Raw genomic sequence first — 24202 nt, 5'->3', positions numbered from 1 at the left:
TGACCGCCACACGGCGGCAAGATTCTGGAGCCATTCATGCCACGCGACGCCTCACCCGAGGACTTCGAGCTTTCCGACCCGCACGCCTACGACCACTCGCACGCAAACGTGTCGTCGGGCTGGCTGCGCGCCTCGGTGTTTGGCGCCATGGACGGGCTCGTCTCGAACATCGGCCTGATCGCGGGTGTCGCGGCGGCGGGCGCCGCCCCGGGCATTGTCATCGTGACCGGCGTCTCGGGGCTCATCGCTGGCGCGATCTCGATGGCGCTCGGCGAGTACACCTCCGTCCGCACCGCCAACGAGCAGGTGGACTCGGAGGTCCGCACCGAGCGCGCCGCTCTCGCGCGCAACCCGCAGGGGGAACAGGCGGAGCTGGCCGTGCTGTTCACAAAGTTCGGCATGCACGCCGACGTCGCGACGCTCGCCGCATCTCAGGTGCACTCGAATGACGAGAACGCGTTGCGCGTGCACCTCACCCACGAGCTCGGGCTCAACCCTGACGACAAGCCCTCACCGTGGGTCGCCGCGGTCTCGTCCTTCGTCTTCTTCTCGTTCGGCGCGCTCGTCCCGCTGATCCCGTTCTTGTTCGGCTCTGGCGAGCTGTGGCTCGGCCTCGCCTTCGGCGGGGTCGGCCTGCTGGTCGCCGGCGGAATCGCGGCGACCTTCACCCGGAAGAACTGGCTGCGCGGCGCGCTCCGTCAGCTGGTCTTTGGCGGCATCGCCGTGGCCGCGACGTTCGCGATTGGCACGCTACTCGGGGTCGACTCGATGTAGCTTCGCCCCACCACCCAGTCGGCAATATATTCTATGGATTGCGCGACACGCTATCGAACATTTGTACTATTCGTGAGAGAATAGGGTATGTCCCGCAGCGCAGCCGGAACGGTTTCCGGTACCACCCTCACCCCGTCTGGGACTGCGCCGTGTTGCCGCTGAGTGCGCGGGTTGCTTCCGCGCTAGAGGGGGAGCCGCTCGGCTTGCTGGCTGATGCGGAGATCGTCGCGCTCGCGCGGGAGGCCGAGGAGTTCGGTCGGATCGCGGACGCGTTGCGGGTGCAGGTCGCGGGCGAGCTCGACGCGCGGGCCGCGGTCGACTTCGGCGAGGGATCCCTCGCGCACCGACACGGCTGCCGGAACGCGACGGAGCTGCTGCAGCGCGTGACCCAGGTGTCGGGGCGCACCGCGTCGACCCGGTTCGCGCTGGCGCGCGAGACCCGCTGCAGGATGGGGCTGGGCGGGCACGTCATGCCGCCACGGTTCCCCGCGGTCGCCGCAGCGCTCGGCGCGGGGGCGTTGGGCTGCGAGGCGGCGGCCGTCATCACGCGCGTGCTGGGTGGTTTGCCCGATGGCGCTGACCGCGAGGACGTGGTCGAGGCGGAGCGCTGCCTGGTCGCGGCGGCGTGCGGGACCGCGCTGCCGGACGGCGGGGAGGCCACGCTGCCGCTGCATGCGGACGATGTGCGGGTGGCCGCGCGAGTGTGGGCGGCGGCGATCGACCAGGACGGGGCCGAGCCGTCGTTCGAGGAACTGCAGCGGCGCCGCTCGTTCCGATTCGGGGCCGAGAAGGACGGCCTCGTCCCGGTACACGGCGCGGTGGTGCCCGAGGTCGCGGCCCTGTTCGGCCGGATGATCGATGCGATCACGTCGCCCCGGACGCGACGGGTAGACGAGGGCGACGGTGCTGGCAGTGCGGGTGGCCGCGAGTCCGGCAAGTCGAGTTCCGTCCGCTTCGTCGAGATCGACCCCGACGACTTGGCTGGCCTCTGTGGCCCGGCGAGCCTCGGCGACCCCGACCTGTTCGCGCCGCGCGACGAGCGCACCTCCGACCAGAAACGCCACGACGCGCTCGCCGTGATCGCCCAGGCCGCGGCCCTGCACGACGGCATGCCGACCCTGGGCGGGGCGCCCGTGACCGTGATGATCCAGGTCACCGCCGCCGCGCTCGAGGCCGGCCACGGCACCGCGTGGCTGACCGGCCACGACGGCGAACCCACCCCGATCCCGGTGCGCTCCGCGACGCACTCGGCCTGCGCCGGGTCCCGGCAGCACGTCGTACAAGACGAGACGGGCCGGGTCATCGCGCTCGGCACCCGAGACCGGGTGTTCAACGCGCATCAACGGCGCGCGCTCGCGGTCCGCGACGGCGGCTGCATCATCCCGGGCTGCACCGTCCCCGCCGCCTGGTGCGAGATCCATCACGTCACGGAGCACGCGAACGGCGGCGCGACGCACCTCGACAACGGTGTCGCGCTGTGTTGGCATCACCACCGCACCCTCGACACGGGCGGTTGGCAGGTCCGCATGCGCGGCGGCCTCCCCGAGACCCTCGCCCCGCCATGGATCGACCACGACACTCGCTGGCGGCCCGCGAGATCACCACTCAGACCACCGCGACGCCAACGAACCTAGGAAGCTCGTGACCCCGGCGTACCAGTGCGTCAACACGCCGGAGCGGGACCCGACTGGAACGTGACCGGAAGCCAGCGCTTGCCGGCTCGATTGCAGCTGACTACCCCGCCGCCACCGGGGTCGCCTCGATCCCACACCGCTCTGCGAGCTCGCATGCGAGCCGCTCGGCCGCTTCGGCCGCCCCGGTCTCGTACGCGATCCAGTACATCGGCGGGGCGACATCGAGCGCCGTCACCTGAACGATCAGCTCCGCGAGCACCTCCGAGTCGCCGAGCGGCAACACGAGGACCGGCTGAAACCTGGCTCGGTCAATCCCGCGCAACAGATCCGTCCAACCGAGCGGCGACGCCCCATCGAGTGGCACCCGGATCGGCAAGATATGCGGGGCCCGGGGCGCCGGGGAGAGCGGCGGCGCACTGCCCGGATCCTGGTGTGAGGCGATCGACCGGAACAGATCTGACCGGCTGCCCAGGTTCTTGACCAGCAGCGGGGTCACGCTGAGGCGGGGCAAGGATGGCCCGCCCGCCGGGGCCCGCCGCATCGCCTCCACGAGCGCCTCACCCTTGGCCCCCGCGTCGACGATCCGCTCGTCGCAGGCCATCAGCGGGCGCACCCGGCGCCGAAAATCTGCTGGCCGCTCGCCGAACCACGCCCGGAACGCTCGTGTCAGGTACTTCGCGTCTGAGAACCCGCAGTCCGAGGCAATCCGAGAGACCGTCGCGTCGGACTCGAGCAGCGCGACCTCGGCCTCGGCGACGCGCAGGAAGGTCAGGAGGTCACTAAAGCTCACCGCCGTGGCGTCGCGCACGATCCGGGACAGCGAGTTCTTGTGATAGTGCTGCGACTCGGCCACCTGATCGAGCACGTCGCGCTCCGCGAGGCGGGCACGCATCGCCCCCACGATCTCCCGAAACTGCACCCGGCGCATCGTGCTGAGCCGTTGCCGCCGCTCGTAATAGTCCTCGTAGGCGTACCCGCCACAGAGCTCGGTGAGTAACTCGGCGACGCGAGACCGCGCCACCTCCTCGCCCGCCTGCAGCACCCCCAGTAGTTGCTGGCGAAGCGCGTCCTCCTGCCCGCGAGACCGCACGAGATCGAACGACTCACAGGCGAAGATCACCCCGTCGATCCCGGGCACCGCGTCCGAAAAGTCCGAAAGGCGCGCGTGCACCAGGGCGGTGACGTTGTCGTCCGAGCCCACGAGCATGTGCGGATCACCAGCGTTCAGCACCGCAAAATCGCCCACCGTCAGACTGAACTGCTCGCAGCTCACGGTGACATGGAGCGAGCCACGCAGCACCAGGACAATCTCGGCGACGCCCGGGTGCCGATGCATCCGCGTCCGCCCGACCGCTACAGTGCGCCTCGCGAAGCTCTCGTCGTCCCTAAGCATGGTGAGTTCAGGGTACGCGGCCCTCTCGCTACCAGACGAATTCGCCGTCCCGCACGGTGAGCTTGCCATCGCAATACACGCGCGCGTGGTTCGCCACGTCGTAGACGACCTCGGCACTCGACGTCGGGTCGGCCCGCAGCACGAGCAGGTCAGCGAGCTTGCCCGTCTCGAGGGTGCCGATCACGTGCGACATTCCGACGGCCTCGGACGACACCGCGGTCGCCGCGTGAATCGCCTGCGGCACCGTCATGCCGCACTGCACGAGCGCGCGGAACTCGAGCGCGCTGTACTCGCCGTACTTCGTGAGCGGCTCGTACACGGTGTCCGAGCCCAGCGCGATCTTGACCCCGGCGGCGAGCGCCGTGCGGAAACTCGTCTCGGCCGCGGCGCCGTACGCCTCGCCCATCTCCTCGGTGCGTTCCTCGTACAGGTCCCGGTAGAGGAAGGCGTCGGGCCTGATCTGCGTTCGCTCGCCCTCGCCGAGCGGGATGAAGTCGCGGTACCAGTTGACGATGAGCTGCAGCGTCGGCACCAGAATCGTGCCATTCGCAACCATCTTCTGGGCGAGCGCCTCGTCGATGTCCTCGCCGTGCTCGATCGTGTCGCAACCGGCGTCGATCGCCATCTCGATCGCTTCCCGATTCTCGGCGTGGGCCGCGACGATCGTCCCCGTCTGCCGGTGCGCCTCGTCGACGCACGCGCGCACCTCCTCCATCGAGTAGTGCACGTCGTCAATGCGATCGTGGGGCCAGTTGTCCCCGCCGCTCACCCAAATCTTGATGGCGTCGGCGCCCTCGCGAAGGTTTCTCCGCACCGCCTTGCGGACCTCTTCCGGGCCGTCAGCAATCAGGCCCCACACCCCGGCCTCGGCGACATAGTCAGGGGTGAACTGGTGTAGGTCGGCGTGGCCGCCGGTGCGGGAGAGGCCGGGGCCGCAGGCGACGACCTTGGGGCCGGGAATCGTCTGCTCGAAGAACAGCCGCTTGAGGTACAGCCCGTTCCACGAGATGTCGCGGACAGTAGTGAAGCCGCGCTTGAGGAGCTGTTGCGCCTCGTACACCGAGCGCATCGCTTTGAGGAGCATCGGCTCGGCGACGACTCCCATCTCCTGGTCGTCGACGTCGGCACGGCCGCCCGAGAGGTGCACGTGCGCGTCGATCAGCCCGGGCATCACGAAGTGACCCGGCAACGAGACCACGTCGATCTCTGGCCGCGCCACGAAGTCGGCCATTGGCCCCATCGCGGTGATCCGTTTGCCCCGCACCTCAATGAACGAGTCAGGGCGCGGCTGCGCATCAGCTCCGGTGCCGTCGACAATCGTCACGTCGCAGAGCGCGAAGCCGTGGGGAAGTGTCATCTTTTTCATCTCCGTCCCCTGCGCCTAGAGGCCCAGGACCTTGAGGAACTGTCCGGTGTACGTCTTCGTCTCCGCGGGCGTCAACAGTCGGAAGTCGTAGATCCGCTCCGCGTCCTTTTCGCTCGGGAACAGCATGGGGCTGTCCGCCAGCGCGGGGTCAATCTTCGCGAGTTCCTCCCGCACCCCGGTAACCGGCGGCACGCTCGCGGTGTAGGCGGTGACCTCGGCCATCACGTCGGGCTGGTAATAGAAGTCGATGAGCTGCTCGATGTCGGCCATGCGCTCGGTTCCACGCGGCACCAGGATCGAGTTGACGTACTTCGTCCCGCCCTCCTCCGGAATAACCCATTTGAAGAGTTCCTCGCCCGCCTCGTCGTTGAGCACCTGCACGTCGCCCGACCAGCACATCGCGGCCCAGATGTTGCCACTCTGGAGGTCCTGCGTGTACGAGTTTCCTTTGACCTGGGCGTACTGCCCCGACTCGACGCGCTCACTGATCTCGGCGAGCGCCCGCTCGAACTCCGCATCGCCCCAGTCACCCGACACGTCCACGCCTTGCCCCAGCAGCGTGAGCCCCACGGTGTCGGTCATCTCGGACAGCACGCTCACGCGACCTTCGAGCGCGGGCTCGGTCAGGTCGGCCATGCTCCGGATCCCCTTCGGGTACAACTTCGTGTTGTAGCAGAGCCCCGTCATCCCGCCCTGCCACGGCACGCTGTACTGCAGCGTCGGGTCGTAGGCGGGACTACTCATCAGCGGCAGCACGTTCGCAAGGTTCGGAATGTTCGCGTGATTGATCTCCTGCACCTCACCGTTCTCGATGACGCGCGCTGTGAAGTCGTCGGCGAAATTGAAGAGATCGTAGCCGGGGAAGCTCCCCTTTTGCAGCTGCTCCCGGATCTTCGCGTAGAAAGTCGCACTGTCGTCAATGTCCTCGAGGAAGTCGACCGGAATGCCCGACTGCTTCGTGAACTGCTCAAGCGTCGGGTAGCTCTGGGTCTCCTCGTCGAAGTCCATCGTGAACGTCCAGTTTCCCCAAACCAGCGGGGAGGATCCCGGAGCCGAGGGGGCGCACCCGGCAAGGGTCGACAGTCCGAGCAGCCCGGCCCCGGTTCCCGCCAGGCGCAACAGGGTCCGCCGGCTCAACTGCGGCAGCTGCGTTCGTGTACTCGAAGTCATGACGCCTCCAGGGGTCGATTTCCGGGTTCACCCGAGGCTACGAAACTGTGAGCGCCCAGAACATGCCGATTCGGACGGAAAGACATGCCAATCCGCACCGCGTAGTCTGAGTGCGTGCCCAGCCCAGAGTTTGTCGACGCAGTGCTCGCCACGGTGACGCGCATTCCCGCTGGGCGCGTCATGACGTACGGCGATGTCGCCTACGCGATCGGGTCAAACGCCCCGCGCGCGGTCGGTCAGGTACTCGCACTGTACGGACACGCCGTACCCTGGTGGAGGGTGGTGCCCGCAAGTGGCCTGCCGCCCCAGGGCCACGCCAGGCTTGCACTGCCGCACTACCGCGAGGAAGACACTCCGCTGCGCGGGGTCCTCGCCCCCGATGACTACCGGCTCGCGCTCTCGAGCGCGCGGCTTCCCTATTCCCACGACATCTACGCGAAAGTTGCGCCGTGAACGAGACCCCGACCACTCCAGCTACCCAGGGGCAGGATCCTGCCGAGGCACTTCCGCTCGGCACCGAGTTCGACCTGACCCCGCCGCCGCTGCGCCTGGGCTTCGCCCGCGGTATCGCGCCCAGCAAGTGGGAGCGCCGCTGGCGCGCCGCCGTCCCCGGTCGCGTCCTCGAGATGGTCCCGCTCAACATGGCGTTTGGCCGCACCTCCGAGCTCGCTGCTGACTGCGACGTCGTCATCGAGCGCACCGCCCCGGGCGAGATCCCTGAGGGTGCGGCCGAGCACGGCAGCGTCATCTGGACGCCGGACTCGGACACAGACACGGAGGCGAAGATCACGCGCCACGCGATGTTCCTCTACACCGAGTCGATGGGACTCGTCGTGCCCAAGGGACACGAACTTGCGGACGAGCCGGCCGTGCGGATGACCGATATCGCGTACACGCCGCTGCTCGATCACCCCGACCACTCCCCCGAATGGCCGGACGCCGAGCCGTGGGCCGACCCCGCATGGATGCCGAAGAACATCCGGGCCACCCTGCAGCTCGTCGCGACCGGCGCCGGTTCGATCCTGATGCCGATCCCGCTCGCGCGGCACCTCATCAACAAGAAAGAGCACGTGATCATCCCGATCATCGCCGACCCGCCGCTGATCGGCAGCAGCGTCTGGGCAACCTGGCGCGTCGGCCGTGACTCGTCTGACGTGCAGCAGCTCGCCGGGATCCTGCGCGGGCGCACCTCGCGCAGCTCGCGACCCGAGCCCGAAGACGTCCAGGCCGCACCGAAAAAGGTCGCGAAGCCGCAGCTACAGGTGCCCAAGAAGCCGCAGCTCAAGCGCAACTCGCGCGGCGCTCAGCTCGCCGCGGTGCAGGAAAAGGCCGAGCGCAACAAGGCCATCAAGCGCCTCGACAAGCGCAAGAAGAAGTAGCGCAAACAATGGCGTCGGTGCCCGGGAAACCGGAGCACCGACGCCATTGGTGTCTCTGCGGGGATGCTACAGCTGCGAGCCGTCGACGTCGAACGTCGCGCAGGCCGTCGGGCCCTGGTCATAGCCGGTCTGGAACCAGCGCTGGCGCTGCTCCGACGTGCCGTGGGTGAAGCCCTCGGGGTTGATGCTGCCGGTCGAGCGCTGCTGGATGCTGTCGTCGCCCACCGCGGCCGCCGCGTTCAGCGCGTCCGCGATCTGCTCGGTCGTCACGGGCTTCAGGAACGGCACGCCGCTGTCGTCCGAGACGGTCGAGGCGCTGCGCGTCCAGGCTCCGGCGAAGCAGTCGGCCTGCAGCTCGAGGCGGACCGAACCCGAGGTCGGGCCGGAGGCGCGGCCCGCGAGGTTCATCGAGCCGATGAGGTTCGAGATGTGGTGGCCCCACTCATGCGCGAGCACGTACATCTGGGCGAGAGATCCGCCCGAGGCCCCGAAGTCGGTGCGGAGCGTCTGGAAGAAGGCGGTGTCAACATAGATCGACTCGTCGGCGGGGCAGTAGAACGGTCCGACGTCCGCGGTCGCCGGGCCGCAACCCGACTGGGTCGAGCCGTCGTACAGGACGACGCCCGGCGCGCGATAGTTCCCGACCTGGGTCGCCCAGTAGCGGTCGATCGCGTCGCTCGCGGCCGTCATGCGGCAGACGTCGTCGACGTTCGCCGCCTCGCCCGTCTGACACTCATCAAGGTTGCCTGTCGTGACCGACTGGGTGCTCTGGTCAGAGACGGTGCCGAGGCTCCCCAGCCCGCCAATTCCTCCGCTGCCCAGGAGGTTCACGCCGAGCAGCTGGCCCACGACGAACAGCACGATAACGCCGACGAGACCGCCGCCGGCGATCTTCAGACCGCCACGGCCACCGCCGCCGCTTCCACCGGTACGGCGCTGGACCTTGCTGGTGTCAACGCGGACGTTGTCGTTGAACGTCACTTCGGCCTCCTCGGCTCGGCTGCTCGGCGGTCGCCGAAACTGTCGTCAGTCTATCGACGGCGCGGTACCTCTATGGCGTGGTGAATCGCTCGGTCGCGCGCACCAGGGCATCGACAATTCCGGGCTCGCTCGAGGCGTGGCCCGCGTCGCCGATCATCTCGAACTCGGCCTCGGGCCACGCGCGGTGCAGGTCCCATGCGGTGACCGCCGGCGTGCATACGTCGTACCGCCCCTGGACGATGACGCCCGGGATCCCGGCGAGCTTCTCGCGCGCCTCGCGAATGAGCTGACCGTCTTCCATCCAGCCCGCGTTCGTGAAGTAGTGGTTCTCGATGCGGGCGAACGCGACCGCCGCGTCGACGTCCGCCCGGGCCTCCGCGATGCCCGCGGCGTCCGGGGCGAGCCGGATGGTCGAGTTCTCCCACACCGTCCACGCAACGCCCGCGGGCACGTGCACCGCCGGGTCGGCGTCGAACAGGCGTCGGTGGTACGCGGCGACCAGGTCGCCGCGCTCGGCCTCGGGGATGGGCGCGAGGTACTCCTCCCAGACATCCGGGAAGAGGAACGAGGCGCCTGATTGATAGAACCAGTCGATCTCGCTCTTGCGGAGGGTGAAGATGCCCCGCAGCACGAGTGCCGTCACGCGCTCGGCGTGCGTCTGTGCGTAGGCAAGCGCGAGCGTCGAGCCCCAGGATCCGCCGAACACCTGCCACCGATCGATGCCGAGGTGCGCGCGCAGCCGCTCGATGTCGGCTACGAGGTGCCAGGTGGTGTTCGACGTGAGGTCCGCGCCAGGGGCACTCGCGTGCGGGGTGCTGCGGCCGCAGCCGCGTTGGTCGAACAGGACGATCCGGTACTTCTCGGGGTCGTGATAGCGGCGGTGATCGGGCGAGCAGCCGCCCCCGGGGCCGCCGTGCAGGAACACGACGGGCTGCCCGTCCGGGTTTCCGCACTCCTCGAAATACACCTCATGCCCGTCGCCGACCGGCAGCATCCCGGTGAGGTAAGGCTCGATCGGCGGGAACATTTGGCGCAGCGGTTGAGTCATGCGGCCAGCCTAATCGAGTCGCCTGTCGGGTCCCTAGATCCAGCCCTGCTGCCAGGCCTGCTCGGCCGCGGCGTGCCGGGAGCTCGCGCCCAGCTTCGTGATTGCGGACGACAGGTAGTTGCGCACGGTGCCCGGCGACAGGAACAGCTGGTCAGCGATCTCCTGCACGCTCGTCGTCGCACGGCTTGAGCGCAGCGCGTCCAGCTCACGGTCAGTGAGCGGGCAGCGCTCGGCCGAGAGTGCCGCCGCCGCGATCTCAGGGTCGATGTAGCGCTTGCCGGCGGCGACGTCGCGGATCACGTCGGCCAGGTCTCCCGCCGCGGTCGACTTCGGCACGAAGCCGGACACCTTGGCTGCGAGGGCGCGGCGCAGCACCCCCGGCCGGGCGTGGCGGGTCACGATGATGACGCGGGGAAGCGGACGTTGCGAGTCCCCGGGCTCCGGCGTCTCCTGCAGGATCCGCGCGGCCGCCTCGAGCCCGTCCGCCTGCGGCATCTCGAGGTCGAGCAGGCAGATGTCGGGCCGCGTCTCGCGAGCGAGCCGCACGGCACACACGCCGTTGTCGGCGCTCGCGACGATCTCGATGTCGGGCTCGAGCCCGAGCAGCGCCTCGAGGGCGCCCCGAATCAGGTGCTCGTCGTCCGCGAGAAGCAGGCGAATCTTCCCGGTCATGCGGGCACCCCCGCGCGAACCGGAACCCAGACGAGCAACTCATGCCGATCGGAGCTTGGATCGACGCTCGCCTCGAGCGAGCCGCCGAGTTCCACGACCCGCTCGCGCAGGCCGGCGAGGCCGGAACCCGGGGCACGAGCGGCGGGATCCTGCACAGGCGCAAGCCCGTCGTTCGTGACCTGCAGGGTGCAGCCCTCAGCGGTGGCGCGCAGCACGATCGACGCGGACCGCGCGTCGCTGTGCCGCAGGATGTTGGTGGTCGCCTCGCGCACGCAGAGCGCGAGAGCCCGGCGCACCCGCCGGTCGGCGGGAAGGGGGCCGAGGTCGAGCGCGCAGTCGGCGCCGGCGAGGGCGAGCACCTCGCGCGCGTTCTCGAGCTCGGCATCCAACGTGACCTCGCGGAGCCCCGCGACGAGCGAGCGCGTCTCCTCCATTGCCGTCTTCGCAATCATGCGCACCTCGTGCAGTTGGTCGGCGGCCGCCGCAGGGTCGCGTTCGAGCAACCGTTCGGCAAGCTCCGCCTTGAGCGCGATGACTTGCAGGTGATGTCCCTGGATGTCGTGCAGATCGGCGGCGAAGCGCAGCCGCTCCTGGGTGACCGCCAGCTCACCGGCGACCAGCCGGCTCTCATCGAGCCGCAGCACGACGCGCCAGAACCACAGACTCAGCAGCAGCATGAGGGGCAGCATGAGGGCGTAGACCACCACGAGGAGGTCCCGGCCGCTCCCCCAGAGATTCAGCGGTTCGACTCCGAGGAGGGCGTGCACCGCGACCGGGAGCGCGGCGAGCACCCCCGCCCCCGCGAGCAAGGGCAGGCGACGCGAGCGCGGCAGGAGGCACACGACGAGCGAGCAGCTCAGCCAGACCGGGAGGGCGGCGAAGAGGGTATGTGCAGGAAGTACCCACGCGAGCGTCCAGCTGAGTGCCGCCGGGGCAACGAGCGCGACGGTCCACCCCGTCGACAAGAACCCGCCGCCCGCACCCACGCGCAGAAACCAGCAGTACCGAATTTGGACGACCGAAGCAGCAACGATGGCGAACAGCAGCAGGTACTCCAGCGGCGCTCCCGATCGCGTCGCGCTTTCGGCAAGGCTCACCAGCATCAGCGCGTCGATCATCGCGAAGAAGAAGACGATCGAGCCGAGCGTGTAGGTCCAGGTGGCGTGCACGCCATCCCCTGGCCGGGTGGAATGGTGAGGGCCGGTCATTGAATCAAGCCTAGGCCGCGGCGCGCCTGCCGACCCGTGACAGATGTCACGAATCGACCGTGCACAATCGCTCGCTCACACGTGACAAGGGGGCACTAGTGCGGTGCGCTGCGCCCCGGAAGGATTGAGTCATCGCCGCACACCCCTGCTCTTGCAGGCGGCGCGGCCGCAATCATCGCTTCGAAAGGCTCACCATGTTCCAGACGCTCCAGGACTTCACCGCTTCGCTTCCCGAGATCTTCCAGTGGCTCGGGGTGCTCCTCATCTCGGCGATCCCGTTTGTAGAGTCCTACTTCGGCTCGGCCATCGGGGTGATTTCAGGAATCAACCCGGTCGTCGCGATCGTCGCGGCGATCGTCGGGAACATCGCCTCGATGCTCGCGTTTGTGCTCGGGACGCATGGGGTCCGCGAGAAAGTCACCGCGAAGCGCGCCCCCCAGGAGCTGTCGCCCCGCCGCGAGAAGCTGCGTCAGCGCCTCGAGCAGTACGGAGTTCCCGGCGTCAGCCTGCTCGGTCAGGTGTTCCTGCCCAGCCAGATCACCTCGGCGGCGATGGTGTCGTTCGGTGCCTCGAAGAACGCGGTAATTCTCTGGCAGATCATCTCGATCATCCTCTGGGGCGTGGCGTTCGGGGTGCTCGCGACGCTCGGCGTGGCAGTGCTGCGCTAAGCGCCGAAGAACGCAGCGAGCCCGGGCCGGATCCTCCGTGCCCGGGCTCGCTGCGCTCTCGCGGAGGCCCTCGCGCCTACTTCGCCGCGCGCAGCGTCTTCTCCTGCACGGGCCAGGTTCCTGCGGCCTGCGCCGCAGCAACATACGCCTGCGCCTCGTCCTGGCGCTCGCGCTCGATGCCGGTGGCGATCTCCGCGCGCACCAGCTCCGGGGTGAGCCCGAACGCGTCGACGAGGTCGAGCGCGTGCTCGCGGATCCGGCCGATCAGGCGATCCGTATAAGCGGTAACCGCCTCGGTGCGCTGACCGGAGAGGCGCCCGTGCACGAGATACCACGCCGCGTGCCGCTCCAGCAGCGAGAACCCAAAGAGGTCGCGCAGCCAGGTCATCACCGTCAGGGTGTCGCCGCTGAACTGCTCGAGCGCCTCGGTGAATGCCTCCCACTGCAGGAGCTCGCCGTGGGCGCGAGCCGCCTCGATCAGGCGGTGCTGCTGGGCGTTGAAGGCCTCGGCCTGCGCGGCCTTGCCCACCTTCCGTGCGGCGTTCAGCACCTGGGCGACCTCAGCGACCATGGTCTCGACCCGGTCGGTCAGTAGCTGGCGCTGCGCATCAGTCTCGCGCAGGCTCTCGACCGAGCGGGCCACCTGGCCGAGGTCCGAGACGCTCTGTGCGAGCTGGCGCAGGCCAAACTTGCTCGCCCGTTCGCCGAGCTGTCCGGCCGCCGCTCGCGCCAGGGTCGCCGCGTCAGCGTCCTTGAACTGCGCCGCGTAGTCGGTGAGCAGTCGCTTGCCGACGAGCTGCAGCAGCACATTGTTGTCGCCCTCGAACGTAACGAAAATGTCGAGATCGGCACGGAGCCCCGTGATGCGGTTGGACGCCATGAAGCCGGCACCGCCGCATGCCTCGCGAGTCTCTTGCAGCGTGTCGAGCGCCGCCCACGTCGACAGCGGCTTGAGCGCGGCGGCCAGCGTCTCGAGGTCCTCACGGTTGGCGTCCGAGTCGTTGGCACCCGAGAACACCTCGTCGAACGTCACGAGCAGCTTCTCGCTCGCGAATGCCATCGCGTAGGTCTCCGCGAGCCGCGGCAACAGGCGGCGCTGGTGCAGGCCGTAGTCGAGCAGCACCTGTTCCTTCCCATCAGCCCCGGCGAACTGGCGACGCTCGAGGCCGTACCGGATCGCGATGTCGAGACCGACCTTCATCGCGTTCACCGCCGAGCCATCGAGCGACACGCGACCCTGCACGAGGGTGCCCAGCATGGTGAAGAACCGGCGCCCGGGGCTCGCGATCGGCGAGCTGTAGCTGCCGTCGGGGGCGACGTCGCCGTAACGGTTGAGGAGGTTCGTGCGAGGGATGCGGACGTTCGTGAAGTGCAGGCGCCCGTTGTCGATGCCGTTCAGGCCGCCCTTCACCCCGTCGTCGGCGCTGCCGATGCCGGGGAGGCACTCGCCGTTCTCGTCACGGATCGGCACGAAGAAGCAGTGCACCCCGTGGTTCACGCCGTTCGTGATGAGCTGAGCAAAGACCGTCGCGGCCCGCCCGTGCAGCGCGGCGTTGCCGAGATACTCCTTCCACGCGCCCTTGAACGGCGTGTGAATGACAAATTCCTCGGTCGCCGGGTCATAGGTCGCGGTCGTGCCAATCGAGGCAACGTCCGATCCGTGTCCGATCTCGGTCATGGCGAACGCGCCGGGAATCTTGAAGTTCACGACGTCCGGCAGCCAGCGCTCGTGGTGGGGCCGGGTTCCGAGGTGCAGGATCGCGGAGCCGAAGAGGCCCCACTGCACGCCGGCCTTGATCTGCAGCGACGGGTCGGCGAACACGACCTCCTGGAAGGCGGCGATGTTGCCGCCGTGGTTGTCGGAGCCACCGAGATCGCTGGGGAACGCGCGCTGAATCGCGTCCTCGTCCACCATGATCTGCAGCTGCCCGAGCACGCGCTCGCGCTGTTCCTGCATCGACTGCCCCGGGATGGAGTGCATGCGCGGGTCAGCGCAGAGCGTGCGGGATTCGAGGCGTTCGGTCTTCCAGCGGCCGAGCAGGACATCGCCCACGCGGGCGACGTTGAGGCGGGGCTGGCGTTCGGCGTTCGGCTGGGCCGGGGTGGAGGCGCTGGCAGTGGAGACGGCAGTGTCGGTCATCGAGCATCCTTTGTGTTCGCGGTGACGAAGTGCCTCCAGGCTAGGCCTGCCCCGTACACGCGACAAGGCCGCGGCGCGCTCCCCACAATCGTGGAGAACCGCACCGCGGCCTTGTTGGACACATGCTCTAAATCAGAGCTTGCCGAGTTGTTCGATAACGCTATACGGCCGCGGTGCCCTCGGGCTCGACGGCGGCGGTCCCGACGGTCTCGGCCGCAACGTCTTCCGCGGGCTCGTCGACCACAAAGGTCGCCTCCACCTGCGAGTTCAGCGCAGCCTCGTCGGCCGCAGCCTCGGCGGCACGCCGCGCGGCCTTCTTGAGTGCCTTCTCGGTCGGAGCCTTCTCGACAGGAGCCGACTTGAACTTCGCCGCGGGAAGCTCGTCGCCCGGGTAGAAGTCCGAGAAGAAGCTCGGGGTGATCTCGGCGCGCGCCAGCAGTTCGCTGGTTCGGCTCTGACGCTGACGCGGGATGATCGTGAGCACGGTGCCCGACTTACCCGCACGGCCCGTGCGGCCGGCACGGTGCATGTACGTCTTGTAGTCGTCGGGCGCATCGGCCTGGATGACCAGGTCAATGTCGTCCACGTGGATGCCACGTGCGGCGACGTCGGTTGCGACGAGAATGCTCGCGCGACCCGAGGTCAGGCGCTCGAGGTTGCGCGTGCGACGTGCCTGGTTGAGGTCACCGTGCAAGGCAACGGCGGAAACGCCGATGTCCTCGAACATCTCGGTGAGCTGCTCGGCGTACGCACGGGTGCGGGTGAAGACCAAGGTCTTGCCGTCGCGGTCTGCGAACTGCTTGAGCACCGCAATCTTGTCTTCGCGCGTGACGACGATGACCTGGTGGTCGATCGTGCTCGAGTCCTGATCTTCGCCAGCCACCTCGTGCACGGCGGGATCCTGCAGGAACTCATTGACCAGCTTCGCCACGCCCTGATCGAGGGTGGCCGAGAAGAGCAGCTTCTGCGACTTGTGCGCAGTGCTGCGCAGGATGCGCTGCACCGGCTCGAGGAAGCCGAGGTCGCACATGTGGTCGGCCTCGTCGAGCACCGAGATGATGACCTCGCGCAGGTCGAGGTGCCCCTGACGCATCAGGTCCTCGATGCGGCCGGGGGTGCCGATGATGATGTCGACGCCACGCTCAATCGCGCCCACCTGGCGCGCCTGGGGCACCCCGCCGTAGACCTGAGTCGTGTACAGACCCACCGCGCGAGCAATGGGCTGGACGGTGCGGTCGAGCTGCAGCGCGAGCTCGCGAGTCGGGGCCAAGATGATGGCCTTCGGCTTGCGGGCAGCAACACGACGATGCTTCTTCACCGGACGCTCGCCGCGCACCATACGCTCGGGGCGCTCACGGGGCGGGTCGTTGTCGAACGCGCCCTCAGCCTTGAGCTTGAGCAGACGCTCGACGAGCGGGGCGCCGAACGCGATGGTCTTGCCCGAGCCGGTGCGGCCGCGGCCGAGCACGTCACGGCCAGCGAGCACCTCGGGAATCGTGGCTGCCTGAATCGGGAACGGCGCATCCGCACCCATGCCGGCCAGAACGCGGACGATGTTGTCGCCGAGACCGAGGTCAGCGAAGGTCTTGCCTGCGGCATCCTCAGCGACGATCTGCTTCGCCTTGAGCCGCTCGAGCACTACGTCCTCGGACGGCGTAAAGCTGCCCGGGGTGCGGTTCTCACGGCTGACGTAGCCCTGCGCGGGGCGACCGCTATTGAAATCGCGACGGGGACGATCCGACTTGAAGTCGCGGGCCGGAGCATCGCTGTTGTAGTCACGACGGGGACGATCGCTGCCGAAATCGCGAGCGGGACGATCCGAGTTGTAGTCGCGCTTCGGACGGTCGTTGCCGTACTCGCGGCGCGGGGCATCACTGCCAAAGTCACGGCGCGGGCGATCGTTGCCGAACTCACGGCGCGGAGCGTCACTGTTGAAGTCCCGACGGGGACGGTCGTTGCCAAAGTCACGACGCGGGCCGTCCGACTTGAAGTCACGACGCGGGGCCTCGCCACCGAAATCGCGGCGGGGGCGATCTGAGTTGAACTCACGGCGCGGGGCGTCGTTGGTGAAGTCACGACGCGGACGATCGCTGCCGAAGTCGCGGCGGGGACGATCCGAGTTGAACTCACGACGGGGAGCATCATTGGTGAAATCACGGCGGGGACGGTCGTTGCCAAAGTCACGACGCGGGCCATCCGACTTGAAGTCACGACGCGGTGCGTCGGAGCCATAATCACGACGCGGGCGATCGTTGCCAAAATCGCGGCGCGGGCCGTCGTTGGTAAAGTCCCGACGGGGGCGATCGGAGTTGAACTCACGACGCGGGCCATCGTTGTTGAAATCACGACGCGGGCGATCGTTGCCAAAGTCACGACGCGGGCCATCCGACTTGAAATCGCGACGGGGAGCGTCGGAGCCATAATCACGACGCGGACGATCCTGCGATCCACCGCGGCGCTCGGCGCCTGCCTCGTCGAAGTAACGACGCTGCGGGCGGTCACCGCCGGTGCTGTTGCGGTCGTTCGAACGCGCATCGCGACCTCCGCGGAAGCCACCGCGATCGTCGCGCGGAGGGTGATTCTGCCAGCCGCCGTCACGCTCGGGGCGGGCTGAACGGTCGCCGCGGTCGGTGCGGTCGTAGCCGCGGGCCGGGCCGCGATCCGAGCTGCGCAGAGCCCGATCGTCCTGGCTCCAACGGCCCTTACCGGGGGTCTCATCGGGGCGGTAGCCCCGGTGCTTGGGGCTGGCCGAACCCGTCGCGCGACTGGGTTCGTAGTTCTTGGCGGGCTTGAAGCCGCGCCCGTCTTTCTTCGACAAAAGGGTGCCTTTCGTGCGGTGAACGCATGGCAACACCGAGCCGCGAGCGAGTCAGCGCACGTAAGACGTGGCTGATCCGCTGCACTTGCAGCAAGATGGGGTTGCTCCCCGAGCAGTCTTTGGCCGGGCCGATCACAGAGTGAGTTGAGGGTCTATCCGCCCTCAGGAACCGGCCTAGCGGATGCATACGGGCGTGCCACCTCATTTCGGGGCGCGCCAACATCCAAGCCGACGAATTGACTGTACCCGATATCCGCGGGAAAAGCCCGAGAAACTTTCGAACGAGCTAGAACTCCGACTCGTCCTCGTCCGCAATCTCGGCACGAATCTGCCCGATCACCGCGAGCTCGCCGGCAGCGTCCTCTTCCTCGCATTCCTCCAGCAACCAGGTGAAGAACGCCTCGGCGCCCTCGAGCAGGCCACGGATGAGGCTTGGCGCGTGCACGTCGAGTTCGATGTCGCCCACCGCGAAGTAGCTCGTGTCCTCGCGGTCACGCAGCACGATGTGCACCGGACGGTTCGGGAACGCCGCCTGGCCGACGCCGTCCGCGAGGTACTCCTCGATCATCGCGAGCAGGTACGACCACAAGGGCCACAGTTCATCGCTCAGGCGCGCATCGGCGAGCAGCAGGCCACCGTAGGACAGCTCGATCACGCCGGTGCTCGCACCCGGCCGCGCAGCACGCATGTCCCGCCAGCGCGTACCGGCGACGCCGGGCTGGTCCTCAACCGAAAGCAGCAGCTCCGGGTCGTCGAAGAGCTCGTCCACCGACTCGACGTCGCCCGAGATCATCGAGCTCCGGGCCACTACATCCTGGTTCGCGAGACTCATCGGGCATCCTCTTCTGGGTTGTTCGTCGGTTCAGTCTCGGGGGCAGCCTCGACCTCGGGGGCAGGATCCTGCCGGTCGCCGGTCAAATCAGCCCACTCGCGCGGAGCAGCCACCGGGGTGTCCCCCGAAATCGCCGGCCTGGCTGATGGCGCCTCGCCAGTATCTACCGCTTCGGCCTCAGCCGTCGCGGCATCTTCAGCCCGCACGGCGTCCGCAGCGGTCTCGGCCTCGGTTGCATCGGTCTCGGTTGCATGGGCCTCCGTCGCATAGGCCTCCGTCACGCCATTCGCTGCCGACACCGCCGTCGCGGAAGCAGCTGCAGCTACGGTTGCAGCCTGCTTCGCGGCGCGGCGGTCGTCGCGCGCGTCAAGGCGCGCCTCGCGTCGCTCCGTTCGCCGCGCAGCACCACGCTCGCGCGCGCCCTCGACGAGGAAGTAGAGCGTCGGCAGCACGACGAGCGTCAGCACCGTCGAGGACAGCAGGCCGCCGATCACGACGATCGCGAGCGGCTGCGAGATGAAGCCTCCCTGACCGCTGAGGCCGAGCCCCATCGGCACGAGCGCCAGGATCGTCGCGAGCGCGGTCATCAGGATCGGGCGGAGCCGGCGGGCGCTGCCCAGCGTGACCGCCTCGCGCAGGGGAACTCCTCGTTCGCGCAGTTGGTTCACGAGGTCCACGAGCACGATGGCGTTTGTCACCACGATGCCGACGAGCATGAGCACGCCGATCAGCGAGGGCACCCCGAGCGGCGTGCCGGTGAGAATCTGCAGCGCGATCGCGCCGGTCGCGGCGAAGGGCACCGAAACCAGCAGGAGTAGCGGCTGGAGCAGGCTCTTGAACGTCGCGACCATGATGATGTAGACAATCAGGATCGCGGCCAGCAGCGCGAGCCCAAGCTGCCCAAACGCCTCTTCCTGGTCGGCCATCACGCCGCCGATGCCGGCGGTCGCCCCGTCGGGCAGGTCGACGCTGGCCAGGGCCGCGGTTACCTCGGCGCCGGCGGCGGTGAGGTCGTCGCCGACCGGAAGCGCCGACACGGTTGCCGACCTCGCGCCCGCCACCGTAGTGATCGAGACGGGGCCGTCCGCGACCTCCACGGTCGCGATCGCGTCGAGGCGCTGGGGGCCAACCACGCTGGGAATCTCGATCGCGGCCACCGCGTCGCGATCCGCCGGCACGGCCGAGTCGGTCAGGTAGACGCCGACGCTCGAGTTGTCGAGCACGATCTGGCCGATCCGGGACGGCTGCATGCGCTGCGCGACGAGGCCAGAGACCGCGGCCTCGCTGAGGCCGACCTCCGCCGCAGCTTCCCGGTTCACCGTGATCGCCAGGTACGGCCGCGAGGTGCCGAGGTTGCTCTCGACCTCCATCAACGTCGGCTGATCTTTCATCGCCGCAACGATGGCGTCGGACGCCTCGGCAAGCGTGTCCTGGTCAGGAGCCGTGATCTCGACCGCGATCGAGCTCGAGAAGCCCGAGCCCCCGCCCTGTCCGAGGGTGAACTCGCCGGCATCACTGAGCCCGTCGACCGCGTCACGAATCTGCTGCTGCAGCGCGACCTGGTCGGCATCGGGGTCGGTGGTGATCGAGTAGCTCACGGCACCGTCGCTGCTGCCACCGGCAAAGGCGGACATGCCACCGGATCCGCCGATGGTCACCTGCACGGTCTCGACGCCGTCGACGTCCGCGAGCACGCTCTCGACCTTCTCGGCCTGGGCGAGCTGCGCGTCCAGACTGGTGCCGGGGGCGAGCGTCTGGGTGAGGCCGATCGAGTTTTGCCCGTCCGCGCCAATGAAGTTCGTCTTCATGAGCGGCGCGGCCGCGACCGTGGCACCGAGGGCCACCACGGCGATCAACATCGTGACGACCGGGCGGCGCAGCGTCCAAGCGATGACCGGCAGGTAGCTGCGCTGCAGCGCGGTCACGCGCTCTTCGCCGTGCACCGCGGGGGCCGGCTCGGCCCTGCCCTCCGAACCGTCGCCAGCGGCGATGGCCTTGACCCGGTCGGGGCGCAGGAACCAGTACGCCAGCACCGGCACGATCGTCAGCGAGACGATGAGCGAGGCCGCAAGCGCCAGCGTGATCGTGAGCGCGAACGGGCGGAACAACTCGCCCACCATGCCCGCGACGAACGCCATCGGCAGGAAGACCGCGACGGTCGTGAGCGTCGAGGCGGTGATCGCTCCGGCAACCTCGCGCACCGCGGTGACAATGGTGGTCGCCTTGTCGACCCCCGGTGCCAGGTGGCGCTTGATGTTCTCGATCACCACGATCGAGTCGTCCACGACTCGGCCGATGGCGATGGTCAGCGCGCCGAGCGTGAGGATGTTCAGGGTGTATCCGGCGAAGTTCAGCCCGATGAAGGTCATCAGCACCGAGGTCGGGATCGAGATGGCGGTGACGAGTGTCGCACGCACCGACAGCAGGAAGACCAGGATGACCAGGATCGCGAAGACGAGCCCGAGCATGCCCTCAATCGTGAGCGTGTGGATCGACTGCTCGATGTACGGCGCCTGATCGAACACGACCGTCAGGGTCGCGCCGCCGAGCGCCTTCTGCAGTTCAGGCAGCGCGTCGGACACCTGGTGCGACACCTCGACCGTGTTGGCAGTCCCGAGCTTCGTCACCGCGATCGTGATCGCGGGCTTGCCATCGACACGTGAGATCCCGGTGACCGGGTTCGCTTCGAGGCGCACGTCTGCGACGTCGCCGATGGTCAGCGGGGTGCGGGGCGCCGGCGCCATGGTGGGCGCCTGCGCGGCGGCCTGACCGGCCGCGGCGGCAGCAGCCGCGGCAGCGGCAGGATCCTGCAATGCGGGATCGCCCGCGCCCGCAGCGGCACCTGTGTCGGGAGCGACGGGCGCGACCGGCTGCATGTACCCCTCGGGGCCCCATACGAGAGGGAGCGCTGCAACCTCGTCGACCGATTCGATCGTCGCGCCCGCCTGAACGGCCAGCGTGCGGTCGCCCTCGGCTACCGTTCCCGCGGGGATCAGAATGCCGTTCTGCTGCAGCGCGTCGCTGATCGCGGTGGCAGAGAGGCCGTTCGCCGCGAGGGTCTCGGCGTTCGGGGTAATGGCGATGCGGTCGCCGCGAGCACCGACCAGCTGGGCCTCGCGCACGCCGTCAATGTCGCCGAGCTCAGGGATCGCGATGCGCTCTACGAGCGCCGCGGTCTCTTCCGCGTCGCTCCCATCCGCGGGCGTCACCGCGATCTGAATGACGGGGAAGTCGTCGAGCGATCCCGACATGACCTGTGGCTCGACGCCCTCCGGCAGCACCGCGGCAATGCGGCTGACGGCGCGTTCGACCTTCTGCTCGGTGGAGGCGAGATCGATCCCGTAGGTGAACTCGGCGAGCACCACCGAACTGTTGGTCGATGACGTCGCTGTGGTGCGCTCGAGGCTCGGGACGCCGCGGAGGGCTGCCTCAATGGGTGCCGAGACGTCTTCGTTCACCACCTCGGGGGAGGCGCCGGGGTAGCTCGTGACAATCGCGATCGTCGGGAACTGCACCGACGGCATGAGCTCCTGCCGCAGACCACCCATGGAGATGACGCCGAAGAGGGCCACCACCACCGTGACAAGCGCAATCAGGGCACGGTTCTTGAGACTCGCGATCGCGAAGAGATGCATAGCTGCGAGTATGCCACGCGCGCCTCGGGTGAATCTGGCGGCGAGGTGTGGGCTGAGCGGCCCTGCGGCGGCGTCAGGCAGAGCATAATGAGGGAATGCCCCTGGCCCGATCCTCACGCACTCTGGGTGCCGTTACGCCCGACGATTTTCAGCGCCTGGCAGGACTGCGGCGCATGCAAGCGATCGCGCTCGGCCTGCTGCTCGCCATGGCAGTGGTGTTCGTCGTCTCGTTTGCCTTCCAAGAGCACGTGCCGTGGCTGGCATATGTTCGCGCGGCAAGCGAGGGCGGCATGGTGGGCGCCGTCGCCGACTGGTTCGCCGTCACCGCGCTGTTCCGCCGCCCGCTCGGCCTGCCCATCCCCCACACCAACCTCATCTCGCACAAGAAGGACGAGATTGGCGCGGGGCTCGGCTCATTCGTCGAAGAGAACTTCCTCTCGGACGAGGTTGTGCACGAGAAGCTGTCTCAGATCAGCGGTGCTCGGCTCGCCGGCGAATGGCTCGGCCAGGAGAAGCACGCCAAGAGCGTCGCCGACGCGGTCGCGAGCGTGGGGCTCGGCGCGCTCACCGTCCTGAATGACTCGGACGTGCAGGAGCTCATCGAGGCACTCGTGCGCAAGCACGTCATCGAACCGGCCTGGGGGCCGACCCTGGGGCGCGCCACCGAGTCGTTCGTCGCCGGCGGCCACCACGAGGCACTGCTCGACATTGCCGCCGATCACCTGGGCGACTGGCTCGAGGCGAACCCTCGCGTGTTCGACAAGGTCGTCTCCTCACGCTTGCCGAGCTGGGTGCCGAGCGTCGTCGACCGATTCGTCGACGACCGCCTGCACTCCGAGGCGGTCCGCTTCGCCCGCCAGATTCGCTCCGAGCACGACCACCCGTTCCGCCTTGCGGTCGGTCAGTTCCTGCAGGATCTTGCCCGCGACCTCGGCGACAAGCCGTCGCTGAACGAGCAGCTCGAGTCGTACAAGCGCGAGGTCTTCGACAGCCCGCGGGTGCGCGCCCTCGCGGCGAGCACCTGGAGCACCGCCCGCGGAGCGCTGGTCGAGATGCTGCAGGATCCCGAGAGCGAGCTGCGCCGCCGCATCGCGCGCGCCACCCAGGATTTCGGGCACAAGCTCGAGCAGGATCCGACCCTGCAGTACAAGGTCGACGTCTGGGTCATGGGCGTCGCCGAGCACCTCGTGCGGACCTACCGCGCCGACCTCAGCGGCGTGATCGTCGAGACCGTGCAGCGCTGGGACGCCCAGGAAGCAGCGGAGAAGATCGAATTGCAGATCGGCAAGGATCTGCAATTTATTCGGATCAACGGCACCATTGTGGGATCGCTCGCCGGACTCGCGATCTTCACCTTCGCGCAGCTCGTGATCGCTCCGCTGGTCGGTTAGTCTTCGGCGAAACCGATCGCGAGGTGCAGATCCTGCACCCGGTCGGCGGCGGCCGTGTGGTCGTTGCGCGTCGTGATGCCGCAGCGTTCCGCCCGGCAGTCGAGGCCATTCGCCTCGGGCTCCGGGACGACCAACCGCGCGGTGAACGTGCCCCTCTCGCCGTCGTCGAAGCCCCCGGTAGCGAACGATCGCCACGCCCAGTTGTCAGTGAGCCAGACGCTCTCTGCCGCGTCTGCGCCTGCTGCGGGGTGCTCCTTCTCCGCTCGTGCGTCCTCGGGAATGCCGCCGAGGCAAGGCGACGGCTTCACCTCTGGGCTGTCGGGAATCCGGCAGAAGCCGACATAAATGCCGTTTGCGGAATTGAAGCCCGAGCCGGTCACCAAGACCTCATCGCCGGGCGACAGCTGCGACAGGTCCACCTTCGCGCCGTCCGGGGTCTGTGCGGAGAGCGTGCGTGTGCGGCCGTCCGCGCCGTCCGCCGACACGGAATCGGGGAAGCCCTCGGACGCCACCTGGCCCGAGCCGCCGGAGTTTTGGTGCGTGAAAATCGGGAGAACGATTGCCGCGACGAGCACCAGCACGATTGCGGCGACGGCAATGAGCGCGAGCAATACAATTCGGGTGCGATTTCGTCGGGGTCGGGGCGTAGCGTCGGTCACCCGCCTCATGTTACTCGGGGGGTCCACCATGCTAAGCTCGGACCAAATCGTATTCACGAGTATTAGCCTCGCCTCGCGGCCCATTTCCCGCGGGGCCCGAATGTGTAAGGGGGTCTCGCATGGGGCGTGGCCGTCAAAAAGCGAAGCACACAAAGGTCGCTCGGGAACTGAAGTATTTCAGCCCCGACACGAACTATTCCGCTCTGGAGCGTGAGCTCGGAATTCCCGATCATCACACACCGATGCCGGTAGCGGAACGTGTCGCAGAGCCGGAACCTGACCTGTGGTCGGAGTACGCCGAGAAGTACAACGGCGACGACGACGATTCTGACGACGACAGCGAACGCTGAGTTGCCTCAACCGTGAGTTGATCTCAACCCCAGCAGCGCGGTGTGAGTGAAGGCCCCATACGAACCTCGGTTCGCTGGGGCCTT

The 24202-nt window shown here is 68.2% G+C and carries 19 protein-coding genes; 7 read left to right on the top strand and 12 right to left on the bottom strand.

The features are described from left to right. Positions 1-36 precede the first annotated feature (36 nt). Together JW030_RS02500 and JW030_RS02495 are read left to right on the top strand one after the other, a co-directional pair. Complete coding sequence (locus JW030_RS02500) at positions 37-774, top strand: VIT1/CCC1 transporter family protein (RefSeq protein ID WP_188045828.1); 738 nt, start codon at positions 37-39, stop codon at positions 772-774. Between the two features lie 149 nt (positions 775-923). Then, on the top strand, positions 924-2408 hold the full coding sequence (locus JW030_RS02495; protein ID WP_206348617.1) for an HNH endonuclease signature motif containing protein: 1485 nt from the start codon (positions 924-926) through the stop codon (positions 2406-2408). 100 nt (positions 2409-2508) lie between these two features. Here JW030_RS02495 and JW030_RS02490 read toward each other — a convergent pair whose 3' ends face one another. The 3 genes from JW030_RS02490 to JW030_RS02480 are packed head-to-tail and all read right to left on the bottom strand — an operon-like array spanning position 2509 to position 6337. Next, positions 2509-3801, bottom strand: coding sequence for an AraC family transcriptional regulator (locus JW030_RS02490; RefSeq protein WP_188046420.1), 1293 nt, complete (start codon positions 3799-3801; stop codon positions 2509-2511). A gap of 28 nt (positions 3802-3829) precedes the next feature. Next, complete coding sequence (locus tag JW030_RS02485) at positions 3830-5158, bottom strand: amidohydrolase family protein (RefSeq protein ID WP_188058649.1); 1329 nt, start codon at positions 5156-5158, stop codon at positions 3830-3832. A 24-nt stretch (positions 5159-5182) separates the two neighbouring features. Next, positions 5183-6337: a PotD/PotF family extracellular solute-binding protein gene (locus tag JW030_RS02480; RefSeq protein WP_188046418.1), complete on the bottom strand. Its 1155-nt coding sequence runs from the start codon at positions 6335-6337 to the stop codon at positions 5183-5185. A gap of 114 nt (positions 6338-6451) precedes the next feature. Between JW030_RS02480 and JW030_RS02475 the strand changes: the two genes are divergently transcribed. Then, positions 6452-6790, top strand: coding sequence for an MGMT family protein (locus JW030_RS02475; RefSeq protein WP_188046417.1), 339 nt, complete (start codon positions 6452-6454; stop codon positions 6788-6790). Continuing rightward, positions 6787-7716, top strand: coding sequence for a LysR substrate-binding domain-containing protein (locus tag JW030_RS02470; RefSeq protein ID WP_241095519.1), 930 nt, complete (start codon positions 6787-6789; stop codon positions 7714-7716). The genes JW030_RS02475 and JW030_RS02470 overlap by 4 nt, the downstream gene beginning before the upstream one ends. A gap of 66 nt (positions 7717-7782) precedes the next feature. Here JW030_RS02470 and JW030_RS02465 read toward each other — a convergent pair whose 3' ends face one another. The 4 genes from JW030_RS02465 to JW030_RS02450 form a co-directional block, all read right to left on the bottom strand. Next, complete coding sequence (locus tag JW030_RS02465; protein ID WP_188046416.1) at positions 7783-8697, bottom strand: neutral zinc metallopeptidase; 915 nt, start codon at positions 8695-8697, stop codon at positions 7783-7785. A 70-nt stretch (positions 8698-8767) separates the two neighbouring features. Then, a complete protein-coding gene (gene pip / locus JW030_RS02460; RefSeq protein ID WP_188046415.1) occupies positions 8768-9745 on the bottom strand; it encodes a prolyl aminopeptidase in 978 nt (325 codons plus the stop codon). 33 nt (positions 9746-9778) lie between these two features. After that, the gene (locus tag JW030_RS02455) at positions 9779-10417 is read right to left on the bottom strand and encodes a response regulator transcription factor (RefSeq protein WP_188046414.1); all 639 of its coding nucleotides are present in this window, start codon (positions 10415-10417) and stop codon (positions 9779-9781) included. Next, positions 10414-11625: a sensor histidine kinase gene (locus JW030_RS02450; RefSeq protein WP_188046413.1), complete on the bottom strand. Its 1212-nt coding sequence runs from the start codon at positions 11623-11625 to the stop codon at positions 10414-10416. Before JW030_RS02450 ends, JW030_RS02455 begins: the two co-directional genes overlap by 4 nt. Before the next feature lie 194 nt (positions 11626-11819). Between JW030_RS02450 and JW030_RS02445 the strand changes: the two genes are divergently transcribed. Beyond that, positions 11820-12293, top strand: coding sequence for a small multi-drug export protein (locus tag JW030_RS02445; RefSeq protein ID WP_188046412.1), 474 nt, complete (start codon positions 11820-11822; stop codon positions 12291-12293). A 76-nt stretch (positions 12294-12369) separates the two neighbouring features. Here JW030_RS02445 and JW030_RS02440 read toward each other — a convergent pair whose 3' ends face one another. From JW030_RS02440 to JW030_RS02425, 4 genes are all read right to left on the bottom strand, one after another. Further along, complete coding sequence (locus tag JW030_RS02440; protein WP_188046411.1) at positions 12370-14433, bottom strand: acyl-CoA dehydrogenase; 2064 nt, start codon at positions 14431-14433, stop codon at positions 12370-12372. A gap of 160 nt (positions 14434-14593) precedes the next feature. Continuing rightward, entirely contained in the window at positions 14594-17251 is a 2658-nt protein-coding gene (locus tag JW030_RS02435; RefSeq protein ID WP_241095518.1) for a DEAD/DEAH box helicase, read from the bottom strand. Between the two features lie 286 nt (positions 17252-17537). Further along, entirely contained in the window at positions 17538-18083 is a 546-nt protein-coding gene (locus tag JW030_RS02430; RefSeq protein ID WP_188046410.1) for a hypothetical protein, read from the bottom strand. Then, positions 18080-21718, bottom strand: coding sequence for an efflux RND transporter permease subunit (locus tag JW030_RS02425; protein WP_188046409.1), 3639 nt, complete (start codon positions 21716-21718; stop codon positions 18080-18082). Before JW030_RS02425 ends, JW030_RS02430 begins: the two co-directional genes overlap by 4 nt. A 173-nt stretch (positions 21719-21891) precedes the next feature. On the opposite strand from JW030_RS02425, the gene JW030_RS02420 reads away from it, so the two are divergent. Beyond that, on the top strand, positions 21892-23109 hold the full coding sequence (locus JW030_RS02420) for a DUF445 domain-containing protein (protein ID WP_241095517.1): 1218 nt from the start codon (positions 21892-21894) through the stop codon (positions 23107-23109). On the opposite strand, the gene JW030_RS02415 is transcribed toward JW030_RS02420, so the two are convergent. After that, positions 23106-23777 (bottom strand): hypothetical protein, encoded by a 672-nt coding sequence (locus JW030_RS02415; RefSeq protein ID WP_188046429.1) that lies wholly within the window; start codon positions 23775-23777, stop codon positions 23106-23108. The genes JW030_RS02420 and JW030_RS02415 overlap by 4 nt on opposite strands. Before the next feature lie 110 nt (positions 23778-23887). Between JW030_RS02415 and JW030_RS02410 the strand changes: the two genes are divergently transcribed. Continuing rightward, positions 23888-24118: a DUF3073 domain-containing protein gene (locus JW030_RS02410; protein WP_188046407.1), complete on the top strand. Its 231-nt coding sequence runs from the start codon at positions 23888-23890 to the stop codon at positions 24116-24118. The last annotated feature ends 84 nt before the right edge of the window (positions 24119-24202 follow it).

The sequence above is a fragment of the Leucobacter sp. CX169 genome, assembly GCF_017161405.1.
Lineage (GTDB): Bacteria > Actinomycetota > Actinomycetes > Actinomycetales > Microbacteriaceae > Cx-87.
This window is presented reverse-complemented; position numbering and strand designations above follow the sequence as displayed.

What these genes read in the sequence shown, in the direction of transcription:
- JW030_RS02440 (WP_188046411.1), bottom strand. Translation starts at nt 14,433, where the DNA reads ATGACCGACACTGCCGTCTCCACTGCCAGCGCCTCCACCCCGGCCCAG.
- JW030_RS02500 (WP_188045828.1), top strand. Translation starts at nt 37, where the DNA reads ATGCCACGCGACGCCTCACCCGAGGACTTCGAGCTTTCCGACCCGCAC.
- JW030_RS02450 (WP_188046413.1), bottom strand. Translation starts at nt 11,625, where the DNA reads ATGACCGGCCCTCACCATTCCACCCGGCCAGGGGATGGCGTGCACGCC.
- JW030_RS02445 (WP_188046412.1), top strand. Translation starts at nt 11,820, where the DNA reads ATGTTCCAGACGCTCCAGGACTTCACCGCTTCGCTTCCCGAGATCTTC.
- JW030_RS02485 (WP_188058649.1), bottom strand. Translation starts at nt 5,158, where the DNA reads ATGACACTTCCCCACGGCTTCGCGCTCTGCGACGTGACGATTGTCGAC.
- JW030_RS02480 (WP_188046418.1), bottom strand. Translation starts at nt 6,337, where the DNA reads ATGACTTCGAGTACACGAACGCAGCTGCCGCAGTTGAGCCGGCGGACC.
- JW030_RS02410 (WP_188046407.1), top strand. Translation starts at nt 23,888, where the DNA reads ATGGGGCGTGGCCGTCAAAAAGCGAAGCACACAAAGGTCGCTCGGGAA.
- JW030_RS02425 (WP_188046409.1), bottom strand. Translation starts at nt 21,718, where the DNA reads ATGCATCTCTTCGCGATCGCGAGTCTCAAGAACCGTGCCCTGATTGCG.
- JW030_RS02420 (WP_241095517.1), top strand. Translation starts at nt 21,892, where the DNA reads ATGCAAGCGATCGCGCTCGGCCTGCTGCTCGCCATGGCAGTGGTGTTC.
- JW030_RS02490 (WP_188046420.1), bottom strand. Translation starts at nt 3,801, where the DNA reads ATGCTTAGGGACGACGAGAGCTTCGCGAGGCGCACTGTAGCGGTCGGG.
- JW030_RS02415 (WP_188046429.1), bottom strand. Translation starts at nt 23,777, where the DNA reads ATGAGGCGGGTGACCGACGCTACGCCCCGACCCCGACGAAATCGCACC.
- pip (WP_188046415.1), bottom strand. Translation starts at nt 9,745, where the DNA reads ATGACTCAACCGCTGCGCCAAATGTTCCCGCCGATCGAGCCTTACCTC.
- JW030_RS02430 (WP_188046410.1), bottom strand. Translation starts at nt 18,083, where the DNA reads ATGAGTCTCGCGAACCAGGATGTAGTGGCCCGGAGCTCGATGATCTCG.
- JW030_RS02455 (WP_188046414.1), bottom strand. Translation starts at nt 10,417, where the DNA reads ATGACCGGGAAGATTCGCCTGCTTCTCGCGGACGACGAGCACCTGATT.